A 25477-nucleotide genomic window follows, 5' to 3' on the forward strand; every position below is an offset into this window, starting at 1 on the left:
GCAGAATGGGCCTGAAATCGCCCGGAATTGGATGTTGTCGTAAACAGAACAGCTATTTACTTCTTATAACTTTCTTTTAAAAATCCGGTACTTACGTGCAGCACCGCCACGGATCGTAGCAACAAAGGATGACTACGGACAAGAAATTTCTGCACTGGAACACCCCATTCCGGGGCGTGCGCGCCACACTCTGGTGTTTTCATTGCCAGGCCAATATTGCCCTTGAGTTCCATTAAGCTCCGGCCAGTATCGGGCTCCAAACCGCTGCCTTATAATGAGGCGGATCAACAAAGTGAAGGTCAGCATGAAAGAGAAACAAGCAGCGTCCTCTTCTTCCTCGAAGTTCAGCCCCAAACGCCTGGTCCTGATGGCCGTCGCCGGCCTGTTCGGCCTGGGCGCCATCGGCGTGCTGGTGCTCGTGTTCGCCCTCGCGATGGCCTACCCGAACCTGCCGGCGCTGGACACGATCACCGACTACCGGCCCAAGATGCCGCTGCGTATCTTTACAGCCGATAACGTCCTGATCGGCGAGTTCGGCGAGGAACGCCGCACCCTGGTCCACTTCAAGGACATCCCGGACGTCATGAAGAAGGCCGTGCTGTCGATCGAGGACGACCGTTTCTACGAGCACAGCGGCATCGACTACCTGGGGATCCTGCGCGCCGCCTTCCGCAACGCCACCGGCGGTGCGCGCCAGGGCGCCTCGACCATCACCCAGCAGGTCGCGCGCAACTTCTTCCTGTCGTCCGAGCAGACCTTCAAGCGCAAGGCCTACGAGGCCCTGCTGGCCTGGAAGATCGAGAAGAATCTCTCCAAGGACCAGATCCTCGAGCTGTACATGAACCAGATCTACCTGGGCCAGCGCGCTTTCGGCTTCCAGTCGGCGGCCCAGATCTATTTCGGCAAGGACCTGCGCGACATCACCGTGGCCGAAGCGGCCATGCTGGCCGGCCTGCCGAAGGCGCCGTCGGCCTACAATCCCGTGGTCAACCCAACCCGCGCCAAGACCCGCCAGCAATACATCCTGCAGCGCATGCACCAGCTCGGCTATATCAACGACGCCCAGTTCGCCCAGGCGAAGGAAGAACCGCTCAAGATCAAGACCGACAGCACCGCCTTCGGCGTGCATGCCGAGTACGTGGCCGAGATGGCGCGCCAGCTGGTCTACGAGCAGTTCAAGGAAGACACCTATACCCGCGGCCTGAACGTGTTTACCACCATCACCAAGGCCGACCAGGACGCCGCCTACCTGGCGCTGCGCCGCGGCGTGATGGACTACGAGCGCCGCCGCCCCTACCGCGGCCCCGAATCGTTCATCGACATCCCGGGCGCCAAGCTTGACGCGGACGAGGCGATCGAGGCCGAGCTGGCCGAGCATCCGGACAGCGACAACATCATCGCCGCCGTTGTCTTGCAGGCCTCCGCGACGCAGGTGCAGGCCACCATCGCCTCGGGCGACACGATCACCATTTCGGGCCAGGGCCTGGCCTTCGCGCGCGCCTGGCTGTCCGACAAGGCGGCCCCGAACCGCCGCGTGCGCCGCGGCGCCGTGATCCGCGTGATGCAGGACGACGAGTCGAAGTGGCTGATCACGCAGATGCCGGAAGTCGAATCGGCCTTCGTGGCGGCCAATACCGAGGACGGCTCGATTCGCGCCCTGGTCGGCGGCTTCGACTTCAACCGCAACAAGTTCAACCACGTGACGCAGGCCTGGCGCCAGCCGGGTTCCTCGTTCAAGCCCTTCATCTATTCAGCGTCGCTCGAGCGTGGCCTGTCGCCGGCGACGATCGTCAACGACGCCCCGATCAGCTTCGATGCGGGCCAGACCGGCGGCCAGGCCTGGGAGCCGAAGAACTACGACAACAAATACGAAGGTCCGATGACCATGCGGCGCGGCCTGACCTCGTCGAAGAACATGATCTCGATCCGCATCCTGAACAAGATCGGCGCGCGCTACGGCCAGGAGTACGCGGCCCGCTTCGGCTTCGAGCCGGAACGCAATCCGGCCTACCTGACCCTGGCGCTGGGCGCCGGCGCCACCACGCCGCTGCAGATGGCCGGCGCCTACGCGGTATTCGCCAACGGCGGCTACCGCATCAGCCCCTACCTGATCTCGAAGGTCACCGACAGCGACGGCAAGGTGCTGTCCGAGGCGCGCCCGGCGCGCGCCGGCGACGAGGCCAATCGCGTGATCGACGCGCGCAACGCCTTCCTGATGGACAGCATGCTCAAGGACGTGGTGCGCTACGGCACCGCAGCCAAGGCGATGGCGCTCAAGCGCACCGACCTGGCGGGCAAGACCGGCACCACCAACGACTCGATCGACGCCTGGTTCGCCGGCTACCAGCCGAAGGTGGTGGGCATCGCCTGGATGGGCTACGACAAGCCGCGCAACCTGGGCGCACGCGAAACCGGCGGCGGCCTGGCGCTGCCGATCTGGATCGGCTACATGCAGAAGGCGCTCAAGGGCGAGCCGAACGTCGTGCGCGAAGTGCCGGCCGGGCTGGTGCAGTACGGGTCGGATTACTACTACGCCGAGACGCCGCCGGGCAGCGGGGTCGAGACGCTGGACGTGGGGCCGCCACCGGCGCCGGAACAGCAGAAGGAGCGTGATGCGGTGAGGAACGAGTTGTTCTGATCGCCATGGTCCACTCGCATCGTTAGCGTGTAAACGTCGTCCCCGCGAAGGCGGGGACCCAAGTTTCTCAGCGCACCACTCGTATCGAACGCAGTGGCAGCGCATGGGACTTGGGTCCCCGCCTTCGCGGGGACGACGTTTTTCAGCTAACAAAAAAAGGGAGCCTCAGGCTCCCTAGCATCAGATCACACCAACGACACCTGCGCCCCGCCCTGCTCGCCCGCATACTTGGACAACGACGCGAAGAACTCGCTATCGTCGCGCGTATTGCGCCATTCGTCGCCCACGCGCTTGTAGTGGTAGCCGCCCGAGCGCGCCGCGACCCACATCTCCTGCAACGGCGCCTGGCTGTTGACGATGATCTTGGAGCCGTTGTCGATGAACTCGATCTCCAGCACGTTGCCGCTGCGCTTGCATTCGACGTCGATCACGTCCTCGTCGTTCAGGCGGTCGAAGGCTTCCTCGATCTGCTTGAGGGTCAGGTCGGCAAGGTCCAAAAATTCGGTTTCGGTCATGCTACACTCCAAAATCTGCTAATTAAACCGTGATTCTAATCGTGAAGTCCTCTCTTGCGCTTCTCCCGGCTGCTGTTTTGCTTGCCGCCCTGTCGGGCTGCGGCCAGACCGGCGACCTGTACATGCCGACGCCGCCCACCCGGCCCGTAGCGGCGCCGCCCGCAGCCCCGGTCGACCAGCCACCCCAGCCCGTCCCTTCGAACAACGCCTCCACGCCCGCACCGCACCGCTAATGTCCTATTTTTCGCACCAAGACGGCGTCCTGCACGCCGAAAACGTTTCGCTGTCCGCCATCGCGGAACAATTCGGCACGCCGACCTACGTCTATTCGAAAGCCGCCCTGCTCGACAACTTCAGCGCCTACCAAGACGCCTGCCAGGACCGCGACGCCCTGGTCTGCTATGCGATGAAGGCCAACTCGAACCTGGCCGTGCTCGACCTGCTGGCGCGCCAGGGTGCGGGCTTCGACATCGTCTCGGGCGGCGAACTGCTGCGCGTGATCGCGGCCGGCGGCGACCCGGGCAAGACCATCTTCTCGGGCGTCGGCAAGACCGTCGACGAGATGCAGCTGGCGCTGGAAAAAGGCATTTTGTGTTTTAACGTCGAATCGATCCCCGAACTGCACCGCCTGAACGAGGTCGCCGGCAAGCTCGGCATGCGTGCTCCGGTCTCGCTGCGCGTGAACCCGAACGTCGACGCCAAGACCCACCCGTATATTGCGACCGGCCTGAAGGCCAACAAGTTCGGCGTGGCCTTCGACGATGCGCTGGACACCTACCGCACCGCCGCCAGCCTGCCGCACCTGGACGTGGTCGGCATCGACTGCCATATCGGCTCGCAGCTGCTGGACGACGCCCCGCTGCTCGAAGCCCTCGATAAACTGATCGAGCTGATCGACACCCTGGACGCCGAGGGCATCCACCTGCACCACCTGGACATCGGCGGCGGCATCGGCGTCGACTACGGCGTGGCCGGCGACAAGCCGTCGGTGCCGGTGGGCGACTATCTCGGCCGCCTGTTCGCGCGCATCGACGCCTGGGGAGCGGAAAAACAAGGCGGCCGGCCGATCAAGGTGATCTTCGAGCCGGGTCGCTCGATCGTGGCCAATGCCGGCGTGCTGCTGACGAAGACCGAGTTCCTCAAGCCCGGCGCAGAGAAGAACTTCTGCATCGTCGACGCCGCGATGAACGACCTGATGCGCCCCACCCTGTACCAGGCCTGGATGGGCGTGCAGCCGGTGACCCCGCGTGACGGTGAAAAACTGGTGTGGGACATCGTCGGCCCGGTGTGCGAGTCAGGCGACTGGCTGGCGCGCGAACGCGAACTGGCGGTGGAACAGGGTGACCTGCTGGCCATCATGACGGCCGGCGCCTATGGCATGACGATGGCGTCGAACTACAACACCCGCGGCCGCGCGGCCGAGGTGATCGTCGATGGCGACGTCACCCACCTGGTGCGGCGGCGCGAGACGCCGGCCGAGGTGTTCGCACTCGAAACGCTGATCAAGTAAAAACAGGCCCGCGCAATGCGGGCCTTTTCACTCATGCGCGCGCGGCTTGCGGCTTGCGCCTGACATGCCAGAACACCCTTAGCCCCAGCAACGCCGCCACGATCGCCCCGAACAGGATCGGCTGCGCGAAGTCGCTCTTGCCCTCTTTCATCCACCAGTAGTGCAGGATCGCCAGCGGACCGATCACATAGATCAGCCGGTGCAGCCATTGCCAGCGCTTGCCGCCCAGGCGCCTGATCATCGCATTGGTCGACGTGGCGGCCAGCGGGATCAGCAACACGAAGGCGATGAAGCCGACCAGGATGAACGGCCGCTTCACCACGTCGGCCAGCATCGCGGCGACGTCGAAGAAATGGTCGAACCACAGGAAGGCGATGAAGTGGACCAGCGCATAGAAGAAGGTGAACAGCCCGGCCATGCGCCGCAGCTTCACCAGCCAGTTCCAGCCCGTCAGGCGCCGCAGCGGCGTGACCGCCAGCGTGATGCACAGGAAGTACAAGGCCCATTCGCCGCTGATCTTGGTGATTTCCGCCAGCGGATCGGTGAAGGCGCCGGTCGCCGTCCCCCACACCAGGCGCGCGAAGGGCAGCAGCGAGAGGACAAAGACGCCCGCTTTTACCCACCCGACCTGCTTGTTCGAAAGCTGCAACGCCATCAGTAATAGCGCTTCAAGTCCATGCCGGTGTACAGCGAGGCAACCTGGTCATAGCCGTTGAACATGAGCGTCTTGCGCTTCGGCTGGAACAGGCCGGTCTCGCCGATGCGGCGTTCGCTCGCCTGCGACCAGCGCGGATGGTCGACGTTCGGGTTCACGTTCGAATAGAAACCGTATTCGCGCGGCGCCGAGTCGTTCCAGGCGGTGCGCGGCTGGCGACTCGTCAGGCGGATGCGCACGATCGACTTGGCCGACTTGAAGCCGTATTTCCAGGGCACGACCAGGCGCACCGGGGCGCCGTTCTGGTTCGGCAGCACCTGGCCGTACATGCCCATGCCCAGGAGGGTGAGCGGGTGCATGGCTTCGTCGATGCGCAAGCCTTCGACATATGGCCAGTCGAGCACGCCGCTGCGTAGTCCCGGCATCTGCTTGCGGTCGGCCAGGGTGGTGAATTCGACGAACTTGGCGTTGCCGGTCGGCTCCACCTGCTTGAGCAGGTTCGACAGCGAATAGCCGATCCAGGGAATGACCATCGACCAGCCTTCGACGCAGCGCAGGCGGTAGATGCGCTCCTCGAGCGGGGCCAGCTTGAGCAGGCCGTCGATGTCGAGCGTGAGCGGCTTGTTGACCTCGCCCTCGATGCGCACGGTCCAGGGACGCGTGACCAAGGTGTGCGCGTTCTTGGCGGGATCGTCCTTGTCGAGGCCGAACTCATAGAAATTGTTGTAGCCGGCAGCGTCCTTGAACGGGGTCTGCTTCTCGTCGGTGGACAGCGCCACGTTGGCGCGCGCGGCCAGCTTCTGGGCGGGTGCGGCCTGGGCGAAGGCTTCGCGGTTGGCCATCTCCCACACGCCGCCGCCGACTGCCGCCGTGGCCGCCATGCGGGTGATGAACTGGCGCCGCCCGGTATAGACCTCTTGCGGCGTGATTTCGGATGGGAACGGAAGATCGAGTCCGTTGGGATGACGTTTGAACAGCATGGCTGGCCCCGCGAGCTTAAGAGTCTTCACATTACACGAAGTTCCCTTAAGCCAGCGTTAGGGTGGACGGCTCCGCCGTCCACGCGGTGATAGTTGGCGCCACGGTCATCCGGCACGCAAGCGGAGCCGGTTACAGCTCGCCGTAGGAGTGCAAGCCCGACAGGAACATGTTCACGCCCAAGAAGGCGAAGGTAGTCACCAGCAAGCCCACCAGCGCCCACCAGGCCGCCACGCGGCCGCGCAGGCCGGTCATCAGGCGCATGTGCAGCCAGGCCGCGTAGTTGAGCCAGACGATCAGGGCCCAGGTCTCTTTCGGGTCCCACGACCAGTAGCCGCCCCAGGCCTCGGCCGCCCACAAGGCGCCCAGGATGGTGGCGACGGTAAAGAACGCGAAACCGACCGAGATCGACTTGTACATCACGTCGTCCAGCACCTCGAACGACGGCAGGCGGTCGGCCAGGATGCCGTGCGACTTGAGCAGGTAGGCGGTGGCGACCATCGCCGCCAGGGCGAAGGTGCCGTAGCCGATGAAGTTCGCCGGCACGTGGATCTTCATCCACCAGCTCTGCAGCGCCGGGACCAGCGGCTGGATCTGGGAGGCGTCGCGCGACACCGTGTACCACAGCAGGAAGGCGACCGCGGCGGCGATGATCAGCATCACGAACGGACCCAGCTGGCGGGTGGCGTAGTGTTCTTCGTAGTACAGGTGGAACATCGCGGTGATGATCGCGAACAGGATGAATACTTCGTACAGGTTCGACACCGGGATGTGGCCGACGTCCGGCCCGATCAGGTAGCTTTCGTACCAGCGCACCATCATGCCGACCGAGCCGATCACGATCGCGGCCCAGCACAGGTTGGCGCCGACGTTGCCGCCGAACTTGCCGCGGCTGAACAGGCCGACCCAGTAGAACACGGTCGAGAACATGAACAGCGCGCTCATCCACAGGATGGCCGAACCGCTCGACAGCATGTATTTGAGGAAGAATTTCTGCTCGGCCGCCGCCAGGTTGCCGTCGTACATCGAGATCGCGCCCAGCGACAGCACGCCGACCAGCGGGAACAGCCAGCGCATCGGCTTCCAGTACCAGCCCAGCGCCGCGAATACCGGCGCGGTACAGATCAGGATCGCCTCTTCATAGATGTCCATGAAATGGCCGTACTGGATTTGCGCGTACAGGGCCGCGGCCAGCAGCGCGATGCCGTACAGCCAGTCGGCCGCGGTCAGGCGGCGGAAGTAGCCGACCTTTTCCTGGTATTTGTCGGTCGAGCGCGCCGGGGCGCTGTTTTTCGTTTGGGACAGTTCCATCATTTTCTCCAGATCGTCGCCAGCTTACGCCGGTTGCGGCAGCTTGACCGACAATTCTTCGTATTCACGCTCGAAATCGAGTGTCTTGCGCTGGGTGCTCATCGCCATCAGGGCCTCGGCCCCTCCATCTACGTCGCGCACCCAGATCCAGACGCGGCGCTCGCGAATATAAAACATCGCGAACACGCCCAGCGTGAGCAGCAGGCAACCGAAGTAGACCACATTCTTGCCCGGCGAACGCGTCATCTGCAGCACCGAGGCTTTTACTTCGGTGAAATCGTCCAGCTGCAAATAGACCGGGGCGCCATACAGGAAGCTGTCCGACAAGGCATTGGTGGCCAGTTGCAGGAAGCGACCGTTCTCGTCGGTCGGCTTGGCGGCGGCGTCGCCATTCTTCTCGCGCGCCACCTGCCACAACTCCCACAGTGCGCCGTTGAGCATCTTCATGAAAATGCCGGCCGCCTTCTCCTGCTCGGCCTGCGGGATCTGTTCCAGGAAGCGGGCCACGCCGACGAAACCGCCGCGGCCGTCGCCGCCGGCGAAGATATCGAGCGTGCGCGCGGCCGAATCCTTCAATTGGCCGGCCAGCGCGCCGCCGCCGCGCTGTTCTGCGCTCAGCGCGCGGCTGGCGTAGCGGGCGGCCGCCTCCTGGCGCGCGGCCGGGTCGGACAGCGCCGCGCGCAGGCGCATCCAGTCGCCCACGCCGTAGCGCTCGTCGGACGGGATGCGCAGGAAGCTGAAGTTCTCGGACGGGTTCGAGCGCACGCCAGCCAGGTAGACCTGGGCGCCTTCGAGCGTGAGCGGCTGCATGTAGTTCATGTATTCGCGCGCCTGGCCGGTGTGGTCGCGCAGCTTGTATTGCACGCTGGGGCCGACGTTTTTCAGGTCCTTGTTGGCGTCCGGATCGGCCGCCGCGCCGGAGGCCTTGCCCAGCGTGGCCGACAACTGCGCATTGAAGCCGGTGTTCTTGCCCACCGCGCGCGCATCGTTGCCCTGGGCGACGTTCTCGACGTTGAAGGGACGGAAGCCCGACCACTCGACGGCATAGCTGTCCTTGCCGAACTTGAGTTCGGTCGCGCCATTGACTTCGCCTTCGATCGGGAAGCTGGCCGCGCTGGCGCCCGTCATCGGGAAACCGGTCAGCCTGAGCTTGCTGCCGCCATCGTCAAAGCTCGACTGGTAGACGGCGATGCCCTTGTAGATCAGCGGATGGTTGACCTTGATCGTCGATTCGAATTTATGGCCGTTCTCCAGGTCGTGCACCACGACGTCGCTGGCGAACAGCTTGGGCATGCCGGTCGAATAGAACTCGATGTGGAATTTCTTGAGCTCGATCCCGAACGGCAATTCCTGCACCAGCACGCCGGACGGCTGGTTCAGGATCGCGGTATGGCTGGTCTGGCCCTCGGCGATCGCAGTATTGCCGCGGAAGCTGGGATTGCCGGTGCCCAGGCGATGCTGGGCCGGGATCTCGGCGATCACGCCGCTGCCGGTGAAGGGCGTCTTGCCGAAGAACCATTGTTGGACGCGCACGGGGAGTTCCGAATCCAGCATGCCACCCAGCAGGATCACGATGATCGAGCTATGCGCGAAGATATAGCCGAATTTGTTGCCGGCGCCCTTCTTGGCCGACACCAGGACGGCCTGGTCTTTTTCCACGATTTTGGTGGCATAGCCGGCGTGGCGCAGGCGCAGGGCGCTTTGCTCGGCCAGCGCGGCGCGCGCCAGCGGCGCCTGCCATTCAGCCTTGTGGTGGAAATTACGCAGCGAGTCGACACGCACGTTTTCGCGCCAGCTGCGCATATCGCGCAGCATCTTGGGCGTGTTGCGCACCACGCACAGCGCGGTCGAGACGATCAGCACCACCAGGATGACCAGGAACCACCAGCTCGAATAGACGTTGTACAGGCCGAGCCTGTCGAAGATCTCGAACCAGAACGGCCCGAACTGGTTCACGTAATTGGGCATCGGCTCGTTCTGCTTGAGCACGGTGCCAATGACGGAGGCGATGGAGATGATGGTGAGCAGGCTGATCGCGAAGCGCATCGACGAGATCAGCTCGACCGCCTCGGCCAGCCAGCGGCGGCGGGTATTCAGTTCAATTCCGGTGGTACTCATACTTTACAACTTTCATCTTGCGCGAAGGCGGGGATCGCGCGTGGAAAAAAGGGCGTCAGCTCGATGCTGCCGCCCTCTTCCGTTCATCTCATGCTCATGCGTAGCGCTAAAGCGACACTTTTAGCGTAAGCCGGCAATATAGTCGGCCACCGCACGCATCTCTTCCGGCGACATCCGTTGCGACAGCACCGTCATCTGCGGGCTGTTGGCGCGGCTGCCGGTCTTGAATGCTTCCAGCTGGGCGGTGGTGTAATCCTGGTGCTGGCCGGCCAGGCGCGGGTATTGCGCCGGGATGCCGTTGGCGGTGGCGCCGTGACAGCTGGCGCAGGCCGCCACGCCTTTTTCCGCGATGCCGCCGCGATAAATCTTGCGGCCCAGTTCCACGGTCTCTTTATTTTTCGCCGCGCCAGGCTTGTGCGCCTGCGTCGCGAGCCAGGCTGCGATATCCTTCTTCTCCTGCTCCGTCAGCATCTTGGCATAGGTCGTCATGATGGGCTGCTGGCGGTGTGCGGTCGTGAAGTCGATCAGCTGCTTGTGTGTATACGTCGCGAACTGCCCAGACAGTTTCGGATTGATCGCGATCGACGAATTGCCGGCCGCACCGTGGCAAGACAGGCAGGACGGCAGGCCGCGTGCGGGATCGCCGTTTTCGTACAGGGCGCCACCTTTGGCTGGATCGGCTTTGACCGCGGTAGCGGTTGCGGCGGACGCCGCCATCGCCGCCGGTAGTCCCCCAAAGACAGTCAGCGAAGTGACTAACAGTGTTCTCAGCAAGGGGGACGTCAACCGATTCATAACTGGCACCTTATAAAGTCAAATTAGAAAGTTCAGTGCAGCGACTTGATCTATCCGCCGATGGGCGGAGCAGTAATCAACCCCTTATTGTACAATAGCTTTGTTTCCCCAACGCCATTTCATGGCCCTTAATCCCTCTCCCCAATGTCCAGATTATGGCAAGCCCGGTTCTTCACGACCGTTAACCAGTTGCGCGATTTACCAGGCACGCAAGTACCGGAAATCGCCTTCGCCGGGCGCTCGAACGCCGGCAAATCCACAGCGATCAATATCCTGACCAACCAAAAGGGTCTGGCGTTCGCTTCCAAGACGCCTGGCCGTACCCAGCACATCAATTACTTCTCGATCGGCGGCGCCCACGTGGGCCAGCACCGCAAGGATGCGGTCCGGGTCGACGAGATCGAAGCGCTGCTGGTCGACCTGCCGGGCTACGGCTATGCCGAAGTCTCGGGCACCGCCAAGCTGCACTGGCAGAAGCTGCTGGGCGACTACGTCCAGCGCCGCGACCAGCTGGCGGCGCTCATCCTGATCATGGATTCGCGCCGTCCGTTCACCGACCTCGACGTCCAGATGCTGGAATGGTTCGCCCCCACCGGCAAGCCGATCCACTGCATCCTGACCAAGGCCGACAAGCTCAACCGCAACGAGTCGACCAATGCCCTGCGCGAAGCGCGCGCCGTGCTCGACAGCTATGTCGACGAAGATGGCAACGGCTTCCCGTTCACGGTGCAGCTGTTCTCGGCGCTCAAGCGCATCGGCATCGAGGAAGCGGACGCCAAGATCCTGGAACTGGCCGGGCTGAACCCGGAAGAGGAAGAAGCAGGAGACGACATCGGCAACGAAGAAAGTGCTGCGCCGTCGGCGGACGACGATAATCCTTCCGCCTGATCTAGCAAGGACTGTTGACATGACCATCATCACCTCCGCCTATCCGGCGGCCCGCCCGCGCCGCATGCGCCGCGACCCATTCTCGCGCGCCATGATGCGCGAGAACACCATTACCTCCGCCGACCTGATCTACCCGGTGTTTGTGCTCGAAGGCCAGAACCAGCGCCAGCAAGTGGCGTCGATGCCGGGCGTCGAGCGCGTCTCGCTCGACTTGCTGCTTAAGGTCGCCGAAGAATGCGTTTCGCTCGGCATCCCGGCCATGGCGCTGTTCCCGCTGGTCGACCAGTCGGTCAAGACCTATGACGGCATCGAGGCGACCAACCCGGATGGGCTGGTGCCGCGCGTGGTGCGCGAACTGAAGAAGAACTTCCCGGAACTGGGCGTCATCACCGACGTCGCGCTCGACCCGTATACCACCCACGGCCAGGACGGCTTGCCGGACGAGAACGGCTACATCGTCAACGAAAAGACGATCGAGATGCTGGTGAAGCAGGCGCTCACCCACGCCGAGGCCGGCGTGGACATCGTGGCGCCGTCGGACATGATGGACGGCCGCATCGGCGCCATCCGCAACGCCTTCGAGGCGCAGGGCCACATCCACACCCGCATCATGGCCTACTCGGCCAAGTACGCCTCCGCCTTCTACGGCCCGTTCCGCGACGCCGTGGGTTCCAGCGCCAACCTGGGCAAGGCCGACAAGAACACCTACCAGATGGACCCGGCCAACAGCGACGAGGCCCTGCGCGAAGTGGCGCTCGACCTGGCCGAGGGCGCCGACATGGTGATGGTCAAGCCGGGCATGCCCTACCTGGACATCGTGCGCCGTGTGAAAGACGAGTTCAAGGTGCCGACCTTTGCCTACCAGGTCAGCGGCGAGTACGCGATGCTCAAGGCGGCGGCGCAGAATGGCTGGCTCGATCACGACAAGGTCATGATGGAATCGATGATGGCGTTCAAGCGCGCCGGCGCCGATGGCGTGCTGACCTATTTTGCGCTGGATATCGCGCGCAAGCTCAAGGCTGGTTGATCGCGTTGCGCTCATGAAAAAACCGTGCCAAGGCACGGTTTTTTGTTGTAGCCGCCAACCTTACCGCCCTGGAATCGGCCGATAATCCGGGAACATTTCCTTGTACAGGAATTCCACCAGCTGATCCGTATCCTGCGGCCTTGCACTGAGTTTCACCACACGCCCCAGGCGGTGCGAATCCCATTCGAAATCGCCTTTCTTCTCGCGCCGGATCAGCTCGATCATCTTCTTGATCACCGCGGTCTCGATATCGCGCTCGCTGCCCTGCTCCACCGTCACCGCCGTCAGCCAGCGCCGCTTGAAGCTCGGGTTCCAGCCGCGGAACTTGAGGTCCATGGTGTTGAAGGTCTTGTTCGACACCGAGAAGATGCCGCCCGTCTCGTTGCTGTCGTCGGTGCCGCGGCCGTTGATGGCGGCGATGTTCGCCAGCGCGTTGCGGGTGCCGCGCGCGGCATCGCTTTCCTGGGCCGGCACTTCGGCGCCGGTCGGCGCGCCGCGGCGCTCGCGCTGGGCCTTCACATAGGCCGCCATGTCCATGTCGGGCGGCACTTCGGTCGGCGGCTGCTGGCGCTGCGGTTGCGGCGGGGCCGGCGGCGCGGGGCGCTCGTCCGGGACCGTGATGGTGTCCGGCAGGCGCTGGACGATGATGCGTTCCTGTTCCACGCGCGGGATCGGCGGCGCCGGCAGGGGCCGCGGCGTCGGCCGCGGTGCGGCTTCATTGGGTGAGGTTTCGCGCAGCGGCGCCACATAGACGACCTGACTGTCGCCCTGGTCCTCGGAGGCCGGGCGCGCTGTGCGCTGCTCCTGTTCCTTCGGCTCGTAGAACCACAGCAGCACCAGCAACAGGTGGACCGCGATCGTGCCGCCCACGCCGAAGCGGCTCGGCCCCTTGCGCCCGTAATTCATCCCCAGTCCATAGCGCGGCCCCGAGGGCGGCAATGGCTGTCCGCAGTGGGAACACACTTCACTGTCTTGGTCGTAGGTGTGGGAATGGTCACGCAAGATGGATCGGTTTCCTGATAGCTACGTCTAAAAAAACGGCAGAGAGCCGCAGTCTAACCGTTTTGCGGCGCAACCGCATCACGCTAGCCGCCCGGGCGCGCCTCCCGATCCGTTGATGGTTGTTACCAAATGTTTCCGGCCGCCAGTATCGGAACAATAATGTATCCGATGCTGGCGGCCGGAAGGGGCGCCTGCCGTGCTACCTGGCTTACGCCGGGTGCACTGGATGGGCCGGTGGAACCGTATGCGCCACGTAGTCCTGGTCGGCCTTGGCGATCTGCTCGTCGGTCATCGGGCCGGTGCCGCTGTAGCGGTCCAGATACAGGTAGATCACCGGGGTGATATACAGGGTGATGACTTGCGAGAAGATCAGGCCGCCGCACACCGCCAGGCCCAGCGGCTGGCGCAGCTCGGCGCCGGCGCCGATGCCCAGCGCGATCGGCAGCGCGCCCATCAGCGCCGCCAGGGTCGTCATCAGGATCGGGCGGAAGCGCAGGATGCAGGCCTCGCGGATCGCCTCTTGCGGGCTCATGCCCAGGTTGCGCTGGGCGTCGAGCGCGAAGTCGATCATCATGATCGCGTTCTTCTTGACGATGCCGATCAGCATCAGGATGCCGATCATGGCGATCAGGGTCAGGTCCTTGTCGAAAATCCACAAGGTGATCAGGGCGCCGACGGCCGCCGACGGCAGGCCGGCGAGGATGGTCAGCGGGTGGATATAGCTCTCGTACAGTACACCCAGCAGCACGTAGATGACACCGATCGCCGTGATGATCAGGATCAGTTGGCTCGACTGCGTGTCCTGGAACACGGCGGCGTCGCCGCCATAGGTGGCGATGACCGAGGCCGGCAGCTTCATTTCGCGCCCCAGCTCGTCGATGTGGGCGGTGGCGTCGCCCAGCGACACGCCCGGCGCCAGGTTGAACGACAGGGTGATCGCCTGCAGCTGGCCCTGGTGGTTGACCTGCAGCGGGCCGACCGTGCGGCGCACGCTGGCGATGCTCGACAGCTTGACCAGTTCGCCCGACTTGGAACGCACCGAGACCCGCGACAGCGCTTCGTCATAATAGCGGTCGCTCGCGGCGGCTTCCAGGATCACGTAGTAGCTGGCCGCCGTGGAATAGATGGTCGACACCTGGCGCTCGCCGAAGGAGGCGTACATCACGGTCCGGATATCGTCCATTTCCACGCCCAGCAGCGCCGCCTTGTCGCGGTCGATGTCCACCGTCGCCTGCAGCGCCTTGTTCTGCGAGTCGCTGTTGACGTCGCGGAAGCGCTCGTCCTTGCGCATGCCTTCCAGGAATTGCTCGGCCCAGCCGCCGATCTCACCGCCCGACACGCTCTGCAGCGTGTACTGGTAGCGCGCCTTGCTCTGGCGGCCGCCCAACTGCAAGTTTTGCTGCGGAGACATGAACACCTGCACGCCCGGCACCGCGCGCGTCGCCTTGCGCAGATCGTCGATCACCAGGTCCATCGGCGGACGCTCGCCGCGGTCCTTGAGCACCAGGAACATGCGGCCGGTATTGCCGCCGCCGCTGAACGAGGTGGTGTCCTTCACATAGGGATTGGCGCGGATGATGTCGACCACCTTGCCCTGCAGCTCGGCCAGCGCCATCGACGAGGTGTCTTCCGAGGCTTCGACCATCACGCGGATCTGGCCAATGTCTTCTTCCGGGAAGAAGCCTTTCGGCATGGTCGAATACAGCACGCCGGTCAGCACGAAGGTGCCCGCCGCCAGCATGAGGACGATGAAGCGGAAGCGCAGCGCCAGGTCGAGCGTGCGGCCATAGCCATTACGCAGACGAGTGAAGCCGGCTTCGAAGCGGCGGCCGATCCAGGACATGTCTTTCGGATCGACGTGGCCGCCATCCTTGAGCAGGCGCGAGCACAGCATCGGCACCAGGGTCAGCGAGACCAGGGCCGAGACCAGCACCGCCAGCCCGACGACGACCGCGAATTCGCGGAACAGCAGGCCGATCACGCCCGGCATGAAGAAGATCGGAATAAACACCGCCACCAGCGAGATCGAGATCGAGATGATGGTGAAGCCCACTTCGCGCGCGCCGATGAGGGCGGCGGCCATCGGCTTCTTGCCCATCTCCATATGGCGCACGATATTCTCGAGCACCACGATCGCGTCGTCGACCACCAGGCCGACCGCCAGCGTGATGCCGAGCAGGGAGATGTTATCCAGGCTGTAGCCGAACCAGTACAGCAGCGACAGCGCGCCGAGCAGCGAGATCGGGACCGTCACCGCCGGGATGAAGGTGGCGGCTGCGCGGTGCAGGAACAGGAAGATCACCAGGATGACCAGCAGCACGGTGCCGGCCAGGGTCAGGTTGACGTCGTGGATCGCCTCGCGGATCGACAGCGAGCGGTCGTTGACGAGTTCGATCTTGATCGACGCGGGAAGCTGTCCTTCAAAGCGCGGGATCAGCGCGCGCACCGCGTCGACCACCTGCACGGTATTCGCGTTCGGCTGGCGCTGCACCATCAGCGAGATCGAGCGCTCGCCATTCAGGCTGCCCATGGCCTTGACCGACTGGTAGCTGTCCTGCACCTCGGCGATGTCGCGCAAGCGCACCGGAAGGCCATCGCGGGTGGCGATGATCAGGTTGGCGAAGTCGGCCGCCTTCATCAGCTGGCCGCCGCCCTGGATGGTCAGCGCCTGGGTCGGGCCGTCTAGGATGCCCAATGGGGTGTTCGAGTTGGCCGCGCGCAGGGCGGCCGCCAGCTCGTCCATCGAGATGTTGCGGGCGTTCATCAGGTCGGAACGGGCGCGTACGCGCACGGCGAAACGCTTGCCGCCGTTGATCGAGACCTGGGACACGCCTTGCACGGTCGAGATCGCCGGCGAAATGAGATTTTCGGCATAGTCGTTCAGCTCCGACAAGTCCATCGACGGCGAGGTCAGGTGCATGAACAGGATCGGGGCATCGGCCGGGTTGACCTTGCGGTAGGCCGGCAGTTCGGTCATTTCCAGCGGCAGGCGGCGCTGGGCCACCAGCAGGGCCGCCTGGACGTCCACCGCCGCCTTGTCGACATCGATCTCGTTGTCGAATTCGAGCGTGATATTGGTGTCGCCCTGGGTATTGCTCGAGGTGATCAGCTTGATGCCGGCGATGGTCGAGAACTGCTTCTCGAGCGGCAGCGCCACCGACGACGCCATCGTCTCCGGACTTGCGCCCGGCAGGTTGGCCGAGACGTTGATGACCGGCGTGTTATAGCTGGGCAGTGCGGCGACCGGGATCTGCATGTACGACAGGATGCCGACCAGCACCAGGCTGAGCGACAGCAGCACCACCATCACCGGACGGCGGATACACAGTTCGGACAGATTCATGCCTGCTCGCCCTTTTTAGGGGCCGGCGCGGCCGGCTTGGCGCCCTGCCCGGCCAGGCGCACCTTGCCGCCCGGTCGCAGGTTCTGCTTGCCTTCGGTGATGACCTGTTCGTCGCCCTTGAGGCCGGTGACGGCGGCGCGGTCGCCGAAGGCGTACACGCGCTGCACCGGCACCTGGCGCGCCGCATTGCCTTCTGCCAGCACGTAGACGAAGGTGCCGTTGGTCGCGGTGATGATGGCGGTCTGCGGGATCACCACCGCATTCTTCAACGTTTGCACCACCACGTTGGCGGTCACGTACTGGCCCGGCCACAGGGAGGTGTCACCGTTGGCGAACTCGCCCTTCACGCGGATGGTGCCGGCCTGCGGATCGACGGCGTTGTCGATGAAGCTCAGGCGGCCGATGACTTGCTCGGCATCGTCGGCGCCGCTGCCGGGATTGACCCGGACTTCGACATTGCCCTGCTTCTGGGCCGCCAGCAGCGCGCCAAGGGTCGATTCCGGCAAGGTGAACGAGACGTTGATCGGATCGAGCTGGGTGATGGTGGTCAGCGAGGTGCTCATCTGCACCAGGGTGCCCGGGTGGACGTCGATGGCGCCGACCCGGCCCGTCATCGGCGCGCGGATCGTGGTGTAGCTGGCGCTCACTTGCGTGGCGCGGGCCGCCGCCTGGTTCGACTGCACCAGCGCGCGCTGGGCTTCGACCTGGCTCAGCAGGGAATCGAGGGCGCTCTGGGCCAGGAAGTTCTGGGCCACCAGCTCCTGGCTGCGCTTGTATTGGCGCTCGAGGTCGGACAGCGTGGCCGAATCGCGCGCCACTTGCGCTTCGGCGCGGGCGACGTTGGCCATGTCGGCGCGGTCGTCGAGCGAGAACATCAGCTGGCCTTCCTTGACGAACTGGCCTTCGCGGATATGGACTTGGCGGATGGTGGTGACGGTCTGCGGATGCAGGTTGACGGTGCGCACCGGGGTCACGCTGCCGTTGGCGAACAGTTCGACGCCGACGTCGCGCCGCTCGGGCGCGACCACGTTGACTGTCACCGGCGGCGGGCCGCCCGCGCCGGCCGGTCCCTGGCTTCCGCCCTCCGCCTTGGCATCGTTGCCCTGGTTCAGGTACCAGCCGCCAGCCACGACCAGCGCCGCGATTCCGGCGATGACGCCGACATTCTTCTTGTTCATTCTCGTCCCTTGCCGCCCGTTCCGGCGACTCCATCATTGATCGTGGTGGCCCTGCCGCCCGCCCTGGAATGAGGGCGGCGCATTGTCCCACAGTGTTGTTACCGCAGCGTGTACTGCGCTTATCTGTTCGCTATGCGCCCACTACTTGTTCGGATAGTAGGCCGGCAGCATCAGGGTCACCTCCAGCCCGCCTTCCGGGTGGTTGGTGAGGGTGATGCTGCCGCCGTGCTGCTCGGTGATGTTGCGCGCGATCGTCAGTCCCAGGCCGGTGCCGCCCGATTCGCGCGAACGCGAGGTCTCGACCCGGTAGAACGGGTCGAACACCCGTCCCAGCTCGCTCCTCGGGATGCCCGGCCCGCTGTCGCGGATGCGCACCCGCGCCGTGCCGTTGACGCGGTCGACGCAGACGCGCGCATCGCGGCCGTACTTCACCGCGTTGTCGATCAGGTTGCCCAGGCAGCGGCGCAGGTCGAGCGGCCGGCCCAGCACCGCCATCGTGGCCTTGCCCTGCAGCGTGACGTCCTGGCCGGCGTCGCTGGCGTCGGCGCACACCGCCTCCAGCAGCGAATCGAGGTCCAGCATCTGCATCGCCTCGGTGGTGTCCATGCTGCGCGCCAGCACCAGGCCTTCGCGCACCATTTCCTGCATCGCCGACAGGTCGCCGATCAGGCGTTCCTGCAGTTCGTTGTCCGACACCTTCTCCAGCCGCAGGCGCATGCGCGTGAGCGGCGTCTGCAGGTCGTGGGTGATGGCGGCCAGCATCTGCGTGCGCTGGAAGATGTACTGGCGGATGCGCGCCTGCATCGCGTTGAAGGCGGCGCTGGCCTGGCGTATCTCGCTGGCGCCCGTGAGGTCGAGCGGCGGACGGTTGATGTCCTGCCCCAGGTCTTGCGCGGCCTGGGCCAGCTGCTTGAATGGCCGGGTGCTCATGCGCGCCACCAGGTAGGCCAGCACGGCGATGCTGACCATGAACAGGGCCACCAGGATGCGCAGGTCGGTGTCGCCATCCCGGACCAGGCGTGGCGGCAGCACCGACAGGCGCAGCTCGGCGCCATCGCGCAGGTGCACGTTGAGCGATTCGCAGGCGCCGCCATAACTCATGCTGAGCAGGCCGTACATCATCGGCAGGCGCTGCGCGCTGTCACAGGCGGCCGGGCGTGCCTCGACCGATTCGACCCGGTAGCCCTTGCCCAGGCGCGCCGCCAGCTGCTGGGCGAAGGGCGTGGCCGGGGCTGCCGCCGGCTGGGTGTCGGCGACTTCGAGTTCCAGGCCGGGACGGTTGGCGACTTCGAGATAGATCGAACGCGCCTCGGCCGGCACGATCTCAGTGGCCATGATCATCTGCTCGGCGCGCTCCAGCCGGTGCTGCTCGAGCTGGCGCTCCCAGTCGCGCCAGCGCTGGTAGTCGGCCGCCAGCTGGATCAGCGCGGCCGAGATCCACACGCCCAGCAGCAGCGTCAGGAAAACGCGGCCCGTCATCGACCCGAAGAAATCCTTCACGCCGCCGGCTCCACCGTCACCTGGCCGGCCAGCACGTAGCCGCCGTTGCGGACGGTCTTGATGATCTGGGGCATGCGCGCATCCTCGCCCAGCTTCTGGCGCAGGCGGCTGATCTGGATGTCGATCGAGCGGTCGAACGGGTCGGCGTCGCGACCTTGGGTGAGGTTGAGCAGCTGGTCGCGGTTGAGCACCCGGTTCGGGTGCTCGAGGAACACGCGCAGCAGGCGGAATTCGGCGCCCGACAGCATGATCACAATGCCGTCCGGGTTCAGCAGGTGGCGCGCGGTGAGGTCGAGCGTCCAGCCCGAGAAGCGCATCTGCTGCACGTTCTCGGACGGCGTGTTGGACGGCATGGCGTGCGAGCGGCGCAGCACGCTGCGGATGCGGGCCAGCAGCTCGCGCGGCTCGAAAGGCTTGGGCAGGTAATCGTCGGCGCCCATCTCGAGGCCGAGGATGCGGTCCAGCGGCTCGTTGCGGGCGGTCAGCATGATGACCGGCAGGGTCGAAGTGGCGCGCAGCTTGCGGCACAGGGTCAGCCCGTCGTCGCCGGGCATGTTCAGGTCGAGCACGATGAGGTCGGGACGGGCTTCGTCGAGCGCCTTCCACATCGCCGTGCCGTCGGCGGCGGCCAGCGTCCGGTAGCCGTTCGACTCGAGGTAGTCGGCCAGCAGCGTCCGGATGTCGCGGTCATCGTCGACGATCAGAATCGTAGAGGGAGTATCCATAACCGCAATTATCCGAGTTTATGACAATGCCGGAGGAGCATTTTGTATCGCTGTGTATAAGCCTATAGGCCCGAAACATATTGATACAATGTATGAGACAGGGGAAACCCCGCGGTTACAGTTTGTGCGCAAGATGGGAACCGTGCAGCGAGCGTTTCGGATGCACGTCAACCAGACTCTCACAAAGGAAGAACCATGAACACCCTCCGCAAGAACCTCGTGATCGCCCTCACCGCTGCCGGCCTGTTCGGCGCCACCATCGGCGCCCAGGCCCAGACCGCCGCCCCGGCCGAAGGCCGTCCGGCCTTGACCGCCGAGCAACGCCTGGCCAAGAAGGCCGAGTGGCAGGCCAAGGCCGGCGAGCGCCGCGCGAAGATGGAACAGCACCGCGCCGAACGCCAGGCCAAGCTGCGCGATGCGCTCAAGCTCAATGCGCAGCAGCAACCGGCCTGGGACGCCTTCGTCGCCAGCCAGGCGCCGCAGAGGAAGGGTGAGCGCGCCGGACGTGGCGACCGCGCCGCCTGGGCCAGCCTGACTGCGCCGCAGCGCATGCAGAAAGGGATCGATATGCAGAAGCAGCGCACCGCCCGCATGGAGCAGCGCCTGGCGGCCCTGAACAGCTTCTACGCCCAGCTGACGCCGGAGCAGCGCAAGACCTTCGATGAGCAGGCCAAGCACCGCAAGGGCCCGCGTCATCACGGTCACCACGGCAAGCGCGCCCACGCGTAAGCCATATGGTAGGGTGGACCGGGACGCGCAGTCGGCTACGCCGTCCACGCGTCCAGCCCGCCGCCGCGTTACCGCGCCAACCGCTGCAACGAATTCAAGAATTTCTCCGCATTCTGGAAGCCGATCACCCGGCTATCCGCGATTTCCTTCCCCTGCCCGTCGAACAGGATGATGCCCGGCGGCCCGAACAGGCCGAAGCGCTTGAGCATGGCCTTGTCGTCGGCATCGTTGGCCGTCACGTCGACCTGCAGCAGCACCGTATCGGCCAGCTTTTGCTGCACCGCCGGGTCGACGAAAGTAAACTTCTCCATCTCCTTGCACGACACGCACCAGTCGGCATAAAAATCGAGCATCACGGTCTTGCCCGCGTTGGCCACCAGCGCGGCGTCGAGCTGGTCCACGGTCTTGATGCGGCTGAACACGAGCCCGTGGTCCTGCGGCGCGCCACCCAGGTGCGCCAACGGCGCCCAGGCGTCGCGCCCGCCGCTGGCCAGGCCGACCAGCTGGGTTGCCCCCAGCACGGCGAAGGCCGCGCCGAAGGCCATCGCCGCCCAATGGCGGGTATGGCGCAGCAGATAGAAGCCATACCCCAGCAGCAGCGCGGCCCACAGCAGCATCTGGGCCGCGGCCGGGATCACCGCCGACACCAGCCAGATCGCCATCGCCAGCATCAGCACGCCGAACAGGCGCTTGACCGATTCCATCCACGGCCCCACGCGCGGCAGCAGCGAGCCGGCCGACAGGCCCACCAGCAACAGCGGGATGCTCATCCCCACCGCCATCGAGAACAGCGCCGCGCCGCCAAGGAAGACGTCGCGCGTCTGGCTGATGTAGACCAGGGCGCCGGCCAGCGGCGCGGCCACGCAGGGGCCCACGATCAGGGCCGAAATGGCGCCCATGACGAACACGCCGAGCAGCTTGCCGCCCTGCTGGCTGTTGGATGCCTGCGTCAAACGGGTCTGCAAGGTGTTAGGCAGTTGTAACTGATAGAAACCGAACATCGACAGCGACATGGCCACGATCAGGGCCGCGAAGGTGCCCAGCACCCAGGGATTCTGCAGCGCGGCGGCCAGGCCTTCGCCGGCCAGGCCGGCAGCGATGCCCAGCAAGGTGTAGACGATCGCCATGCCCAGCGAATACGCCAGCGACAGCACGAAGCCGCGCGAACGGCTCACGTGCTTGCCCTCGCCCACGATGATCGAGGACAGGATCGGCACCATCGGCAGCACGCAAGGGGTGAACGCCAGGCCCAGGCCGAGCAGGATGAAGGCCGGCACGATGGCCAGCAGGCTGCCGCCGCCGAGGATGCCGGCGATGTTCGACAAGTCCGATGCCGGCGCCGCCGCGGTCGTGGCAGGCGCGCTGTCGGACATCGGCTGCGAGGACAGTGGGGCCTGTCCCGCGCCGACCCCGATCGGCAGGCCGGACGCTGGTTGCGCGCCGCCGGCGCCTAGGTTGACGCTGTGCTCCTGCGGCGGATAGCACAGGCCGGCGTCGGCGCAGCCCTGGCTGGTGGCGGTCAGGGTGAACGGGCCCGTGCCCTCGACCGGGATGCGGATGGTCAGGGTCCCGGTATGGGTCTCGAGATCCTTCTCGAAGGTCGGGTCGTACTTCACCTTGCCCTGCGGAATCTGCGGTTCGCCCAGCGTAATGCCGGCGCCGCTGGCCTTGAAGGCGAAGCGCTCGCGGTACATGTAGTACGCGGGGGCGATGACGTAGGTGATCTCGGCGGTCTGCGGATCCGCCATGCGCGCCTCGAACTTGAAGGCGACGGCTGGGTCCAGGAAGTCCTGCTGGGCGCGGGCTGGCGTTGCGGTGAACAGGAAGAAGACGGCGAACAGCGTCAGGCAGGCCTGGAGCAGGCGGCGGGCGGAAAATCGAACCATAGTATCTCGTGGAAAGTTACTGCACCGGGCATGGTACACCGCTTGCCCGCGTCGCGCCGGAACTCATCCTTGGCATGGACGAAAAAAAACCAGGCACGAGGCCTGGTCTTTTTCAACTCGACAGTCGATTACTCGGCGGTCGGTGCTTCTTCAGCCGAGGTGACTTCTGGACGGTCCAGCAGTTCGACGTAGGCCATAGGAGCATTGTCGCCAACGCGGAAGCCCATCTTCAGGATACGCAGGTAGCCGCCGTTGCGGTTTGCGTAGCGAGGACCCAGTTCAGCGAACAGCTTCTGGACCATTTCGCGGTCGCGCAGGCGAGCGAAGGCCAGGCGCTTGTTTGCCAGGGTGTCGGTCTTGCCCAGGGTCAGGATCGGTTCGATGACGCGACGCAGTTCCTTGGCTTTCGGGACGGTGGTCTTGATGGCTTCGTGACGCAGCAGCGAAACAGTCATGTTGCGCAGCATTGCCAGACGGTGGGACGAGGTACGGTTCAGTTTACGAAGGCCGTGACGGTGACGCATGGTATTTCCTTTCGGGTGTTTTCAAATCCAGTTCTTCGATCGTTCACACTTGCGCGTGACCGCGGACCGGTTCAGGGTTATATCCGCCCGTGCACTGTGCCCGGGCGGGGTACTGCAAAAATTACTTCTCCAGACCAGCCGGTGGCCAGTTCTCGAGTTTCATGCCCAGGGTCAAGCCACGCGAAGCAAGGACTTCCTTGATTTCGTTGAGCGACTTGCGGCCCAGGTTCGGCGTCTTGAGCAGTTCGTTTTCCGAACGCTGGATCAGGTCGCCGATGTAGTAGATGTTTTCTGCTTTCAGGCAGTTGGCCGAACGGACGGTCAGTTCCAGGTCGTCGACTGGACGCAGCAGGATCGGATCGACCAGCGGTGCGCGCGATGGTGCTTCGGCGGCGGCTTCGGTGCCTTCCAGGGCGGCGAACACGTTCAGCTGGTCGACCAGCACGCGTGCCGACTGGCGGATCGCTTCTTCCGGGGTGATGACGCCGTTGGTCTCGATGTTGATGATCAGCTTGTCCAGGTCGGTACGCTGTTCGACACGGGCCGATTCCACGGCGTACGACACACGGCGCACTGGCGAGAACGATGCGTCCAGGATGATGCGGCCGATGGTCTTGTTGGTGTCTTCCGACAGGCGACGGACGTTGCCCGGCACGTAGCCGCGGCCTTTTTCGACCTTGATCTGCATGTCCAGCTTGCCGCCTGCGGTCAGGTGGGCAATGACGTGGTCAGGGTTGATCAGCTCGACGTCGTGCGGCAGGTCGATGTCCGAAGCCAGGACGGCGCCTTCGCCTTCCTTCTTCAGGGTCAGGGTGACGGAGTCACGGTTGTGGACCTTGAAGACCACGCCCTTCAGGTTCAGCAGCAGGTCGACGACGTCTTCCTGCACGCCATCCAGCGACGAATATTCATGCACGACACCAGCGATCGTCACTTCGGTCGGCGCATAGCCCACCATCGACGACAGCAGGACGCGGCGCAGTGCGTTGCCGAGGGTGTGGCCATAGCCACGCTCGAACGGCTCCATCACAACTTTCGCGTGGCCGGCGCCCAGTGCTTCGACGTCGATGATACGTGGCTTCAACAAACTATTTTGCATGAATGAGTCCTTTTCAATACCCTCGGCTCGTTACACCGATAAGGCTGATGGCTTTAAAGAGAACGCCTGCAATAGCAGGCGGTAAAACGAATTCTGTGCAACGGGAATAAGTAGAAGTATTGACTCTCTGCGGCGCCAACCCGGGGTTGCTGCAACCGCACTACCACTCCCGTCGTTCCCGCGTAGGCGGGAACCCAAGTTCTGCGACTTCGGATGCAAAACTGGGATCCCCGCCTGCGCGGGGACGACCGCTGGGAGCCGGCTACGCCGGCTCTGATGCGGTCGATTAACGCGAGTACAGTTCGACGATCAGCGCTTCGTTGACGTCAGCAGCGATTTCGTTACGCTCTGGGAACGAACGGAAGGTGCCTTCCAGCTTCTTCGCGTCGACCGAGACCCAGCTCGGGAAGCCGACTTGCTCAGCCAGCGACAGCGCTTCAGCGATACGCACTTGCTTCTTGGCTTTTTCACGAACAGCGATCACGTCGCCGGTCTTGACCTGGTACGAAGCGATGTTCACGACGTTGCCGTTCACGGTGAAGGCCTTGTGGCTCACCAGCTGACGCGCTTCCGAGCGGGTCGAGCCGAAGCCCATGCGGTAGGTCACGTTGTCGAGACGCGCTTCCAGCAGCTTCAGCAGGGTTTCGCCGGTGTTGCCCTTGCGGCGCGACGCTTCAGCGAAGTAGCGACGGAACTGACGTTCCAGCACGCCGTACATGCGTTTGACTTTTTGCTTTTCGCGCAGTTGGTTGCCGTAGTCCGAGGTGCGGGCACCCGACTTGACACCGTGCTGGCCTGGCTTGACGTCCAGTTTGCACTTCGAATCGAGCGAACGACGTGCGCTCTTCAGGAACAGGTCGGTGCCTTCACGGCGCGACAGTTTTGCTTTTGGTCCGATATAACGTGCCACGTTAGATTTCCTTTAATATTTGATCACGCCCCAGAGATGCACATGCACCCAGGCGCTAGTCCAGCTCTGCATGAGGCCGGACGTGGCTTACAACATCGCCCGCCATCAGGGACGGCAGGCGACAACAGCCGGGCAGTATAACCCAT

Annotated in this window: 22 protein-coding genes; 6 read left to right on the plus strand and 16 right to left on the minus strand. The window is 64.5% G+C overall.

All coding sequences use genetic code 11. The features are described 5' to 3' along the window. Positions 1–56 precede the first annotated feature (56 nt). Entirely contained in the window at positions 57–233 is a 177-nt protein-coding gene (locus tag SOM28_RS23680) for a hypothetical protein (RefSeq protein ID WP_183407333.1), read from the minus strand. A gap of 71 nt (positions 234–304) precedes the next feature. On the opposite strand from SOM28_RS23680, the gene SOM28_RS23685 reads away from it, so the two are divergent. Continuing rightward, on the plus strand, positions 305–2638 hold the full coding sequence (locus SOM28_RS23685; protein WP_320469646.1) for a penicillin-binding protein 1A: 2334 nt from the start codon (positions 305–307) through the stop codon (positions 2636–2638). Positions 2639–2823: 185 nt separating this feature from the next. Here SOM28_RS23685 and cyaY read toward each other — a convergent pair whose 3' ends face one another. Then, positions 2824–3153 carry an iron donor protein CyaY gene (gene cyaY, locus SOM28_RS23690; RefSeq protein WP_123069471.1) on the minus strand — a complete coding sequence of 110 codons (330 nt, stop codon included), beginning with the start codon at positions 3151–3153 and terminating at the stop codon, positions 2824–2826. Positions 3154–3194: 41 nt separating this feature from the next. Here cyaY and lptM point away from each other — a divergent pair, with 41 nt between their 5' ends. Then, a complete protein-coding gene (gene lptM / locus SOM28_RS23695; protein WP_123069472.1) occupies positions 3195–3386 on the plus strand; it encodes an LPS translocon maturation chaperone LptM in 192 nt (63 codons plus the stop codon). After that, on the plus strand, positions 3386–4663 hold the full coding sequence (gene lysA / locus SOM28_RS23700; protein ID WP_320469647.1) for a diaminopimelate decarboxylase: 1278 nt from the start codon (positions 3386–3388) through the stop codon (positions 4661–4663). The genes lptM and lysA overlap by 1 nt, the downstream gene beginning before the upstream one ends. A gap of 31 nt (positions 4664–4694) precedes the next feature. Here the strand turns inward: lysA and msrQ are convergent, their stop codons facing one another. The 5 genes from msrQ to SOM28_RS23725 form a co-directional block, all read right to left on the minus strand. Continuing rightward, a complete protein-coding gene (gene msrQ / locus SOM28_RS23705; protein WP_320469648.1) occupies positions 4695–5318 on the minus strand; it encodes a protein-methionine-sulfoxide reductase heme-binding subunit MsrQ in 624 nt (207 codons plus the stop codon). Further along, positions 5318–6298: a protein-methionine-sulfoxide reductase catalytic subunit MsrP gene (gene msrP / locus SOM28_RS23710; RefSeq protein ID WP_320469649.1), complete on the minus strand. Its 981-nt coding sequence runs from the start codon at positions 6296–6298 to the stop codon at positions 5318–5320. The genes msrQ and msrP overlap by 1 nt, the downstream gene beginning before the upstream one ends. A gap of 130 nt (positions 6299–6428) precedes the next feature. Continuing rightward, positions 6429–7607, minus strand: coding sequence for a c-type cytochrome biogenesis protein CcsB (ccsB, locus tag SOM28_RS23715; RefSeq protein WP_320469650.1), 1179 nt, complete (start codon positions 7605–7607; stop codon positions 6429–6431). A gap of 24 nt (positions 7608–7631) precedes the next feature. After that, positions 7632–9725: a cytochrome c biogenesis protein ResB gene (locus SOM28_RS23720; protein ID WP_320469651.1), complete on the minus strand. Its 2094-nt coding sequence runs from the start codon at positions 9723–9725 to the stop codon at positions 7632–7634. Positions 9726–9845: 120 nt separating this feature from the next. After that, the gene (locus tag SOM28_RS23725; protein ID WP_320469652.1) at positions 9846–10520 is read right to left on the minus strand and encodes a c-type cytochrome; all 675 of its coding nucleotides are present in this window, start codon (positions 10518–10520) and stop codon (positions 9846–9848) included. Positions 10521–10664: 144 nt separating this feature from the next. On the opposite strand from SOM28_RS23725, the gene yihA reads away from it, so the two are divergent. Beyond that, positions 10665–11408 (plus strand): ribosome biogenesis GTP-binding protein YihA/YsxC, encoded by a 744-nt coding sequence (gene yihA, locus SOM28_RS23730; RefSeq protein ID WP_320469653.1) that lies wholly within the window; start codon positions 10665–10667, stop codon positions 11406–11408. 19 nt (positions 11409–11427) lie between these two features. Continuing rightward, complete coding sequence (gene hemB / locus SOM28_RS23735) at positions 11428–12435, plus strand: porphobilinogen synthase (RefSeq protein WP_320469654.1); 1008 nt, start codon at positions 11428–11430, stop codon at positions 12433–12435. 60 nt (positions 12436–12495) lie between these two features. Here the strand turns inward: hemB and SOM28_RS23740 are convergent, their stop codons facing one another. The 5 genes from SOM28_RS23740 to SOM28_RS23760 all read right to left on the minus strand — a co-directional run bounded on the left by SOM28_RS23740 (position 12496) and on the right by SOM28_RS23760 (position 20183). Next, positions 12496–13341, minus strand: a complete 846-nt coding sequence (locus SOM28_RS23740; protein WP_229414931.1) for a hypothetical protein — start codon at positions 13339–13341, stop codon at positions 12496–12498. Positions 13342–13645: 304 nt separating this feature from the next. Continuing rightward, positions 13646–16780 carry an efflux RND transporter permease subunit gene (locus SOM28_RS23745; RefSeq protein WP_320469655.1) on the minus strand — a complete coding sequence of 1045 codons (3135 nt, stop codon included), beginning with the start codon at positions 16778–16780 and terminating at the stop codon, positions 13646–13648. Next, positions 16777–17958 carry an efflux RND transporter periplasmic adaptor subunit gene (locus SOM28_RS23750; RefSeq protein ID WP_320469656.1) on the minus strand — a complete coding sequence of 394 codons (1182 nt, stop codon included), beginning with the start codon at positions 17956–17958 and terminating at the stop codon, positions 16777–16779. The genes SOM28_RS23745 and SOM28_RS23750 overlap by 4 nt, the downstream gene beginning before the upstream one ends. A gap of 141 nt (positions 17959–18099) precedes the next feature. After that, positions 18100–19437, minus strand: a complete 1338-nt coding sequence (locus tag SOM28_RS23755) for an ATP-binding protein (RefSeq protein ID WP_414675208.1) — start codon at positions 19435–19437, stop codon at positions 18100–18102. A 17-nt stretch (positions 19438–19454) separates the two neighbouring features. Beyond that, positions 19455–20183 (minus strand): response regulator, encoded by a 729-nt coding sequence (locus SOM28_RS23760; protein WP_320469658.1) that lies wholly within the window; start codon positions 20181–20183, stop codon positions 19455–19457. A 195-nt stretch (positions 20184–20378) separates the two neighbouring features. Here SOM28_RS23760 and SOM28_RS23765 point away from each other — a divergent pair, with 195 nt between their 5' ends. Beyond that, positions 20379–20912 (plus strand): Spy/CpxP family protein refolding chaperone, encoded by a 534-nt coding sequence (locus SOM28_RS23765; protein ID WP_320469659.1) that lies wholly within the window; start codon positions 20379–20381, stop codon positions 20910–20912. 68 nt (positions 20913–20980) lie between these two features. Here SOM28_RS23765 and dsbD read toward each other — a convergent pair whose 3' ends face one another. From dsbD to rpsD, 4 genes are all read right to left on the minus strand, one after another. Then, entirely contained in the window at positions 20981–22798 is a 1818-nt protein-coding gene (gene dsbD / locus SOM28_RS23770) for a protein-disulfide reductase DsbD (RefSeq protein ID WP_320469660.1), read from the minus strand. Positions 22799–22926: 128 nt separating this feature from the next. After that, the gene (gene rplQ / locus SOM28_RS23775) at positions 22927–23322 is read right to left on the minus strand and encodes a 50S ribosomal protein L17 (protein ID WP_005663400.1); all 396 of its coding nucleotides are present in this window, start codon (positions 23320–23322) and stop codon (positions 22927–22929) included. A 121-nt stretch (positions 23323–23443) separates the two neighbouring features. Then, on the minus strand, positions 23444–24421 hold the full coding sequence (locus SOM28_RS23780) for a DNA-directed RNA polymerase subunit alpha (RefSeq protein WP_005663401.1): 978 nt from the start codon (positions 24419–24421) through the stop codon (positions 23444–23446). 286 nt (positions 24422–24707) lie between these two features. Continuing rightward, positions 24708–25331 carry a 30S ribosomal protein S4 gene (gene rpsD / locus SOM28_RS23785; RefSeq protein ID WP_123069949.1) on the minus strand — a complete coding sequence of 208 codons (624 nt, stop codon included), beginning with the start codon at positions 25329–25331 and terminating at the stop codon, positions 24708–24710. Positions 25332–25477 lie beyond the last annotated feature (146 nt).

Origin of the sequence: Massilia sp. CFBP9026, from assembly GCF_034045165.1 — a bacterium.
Taxonomy (GTDB): domain Bacteria; phylum Pseudomonadota; class Gammaproteobacteria; order Burkholderiales; family Burkholderiaceae_D; genus Telluria; species Telluria arenae.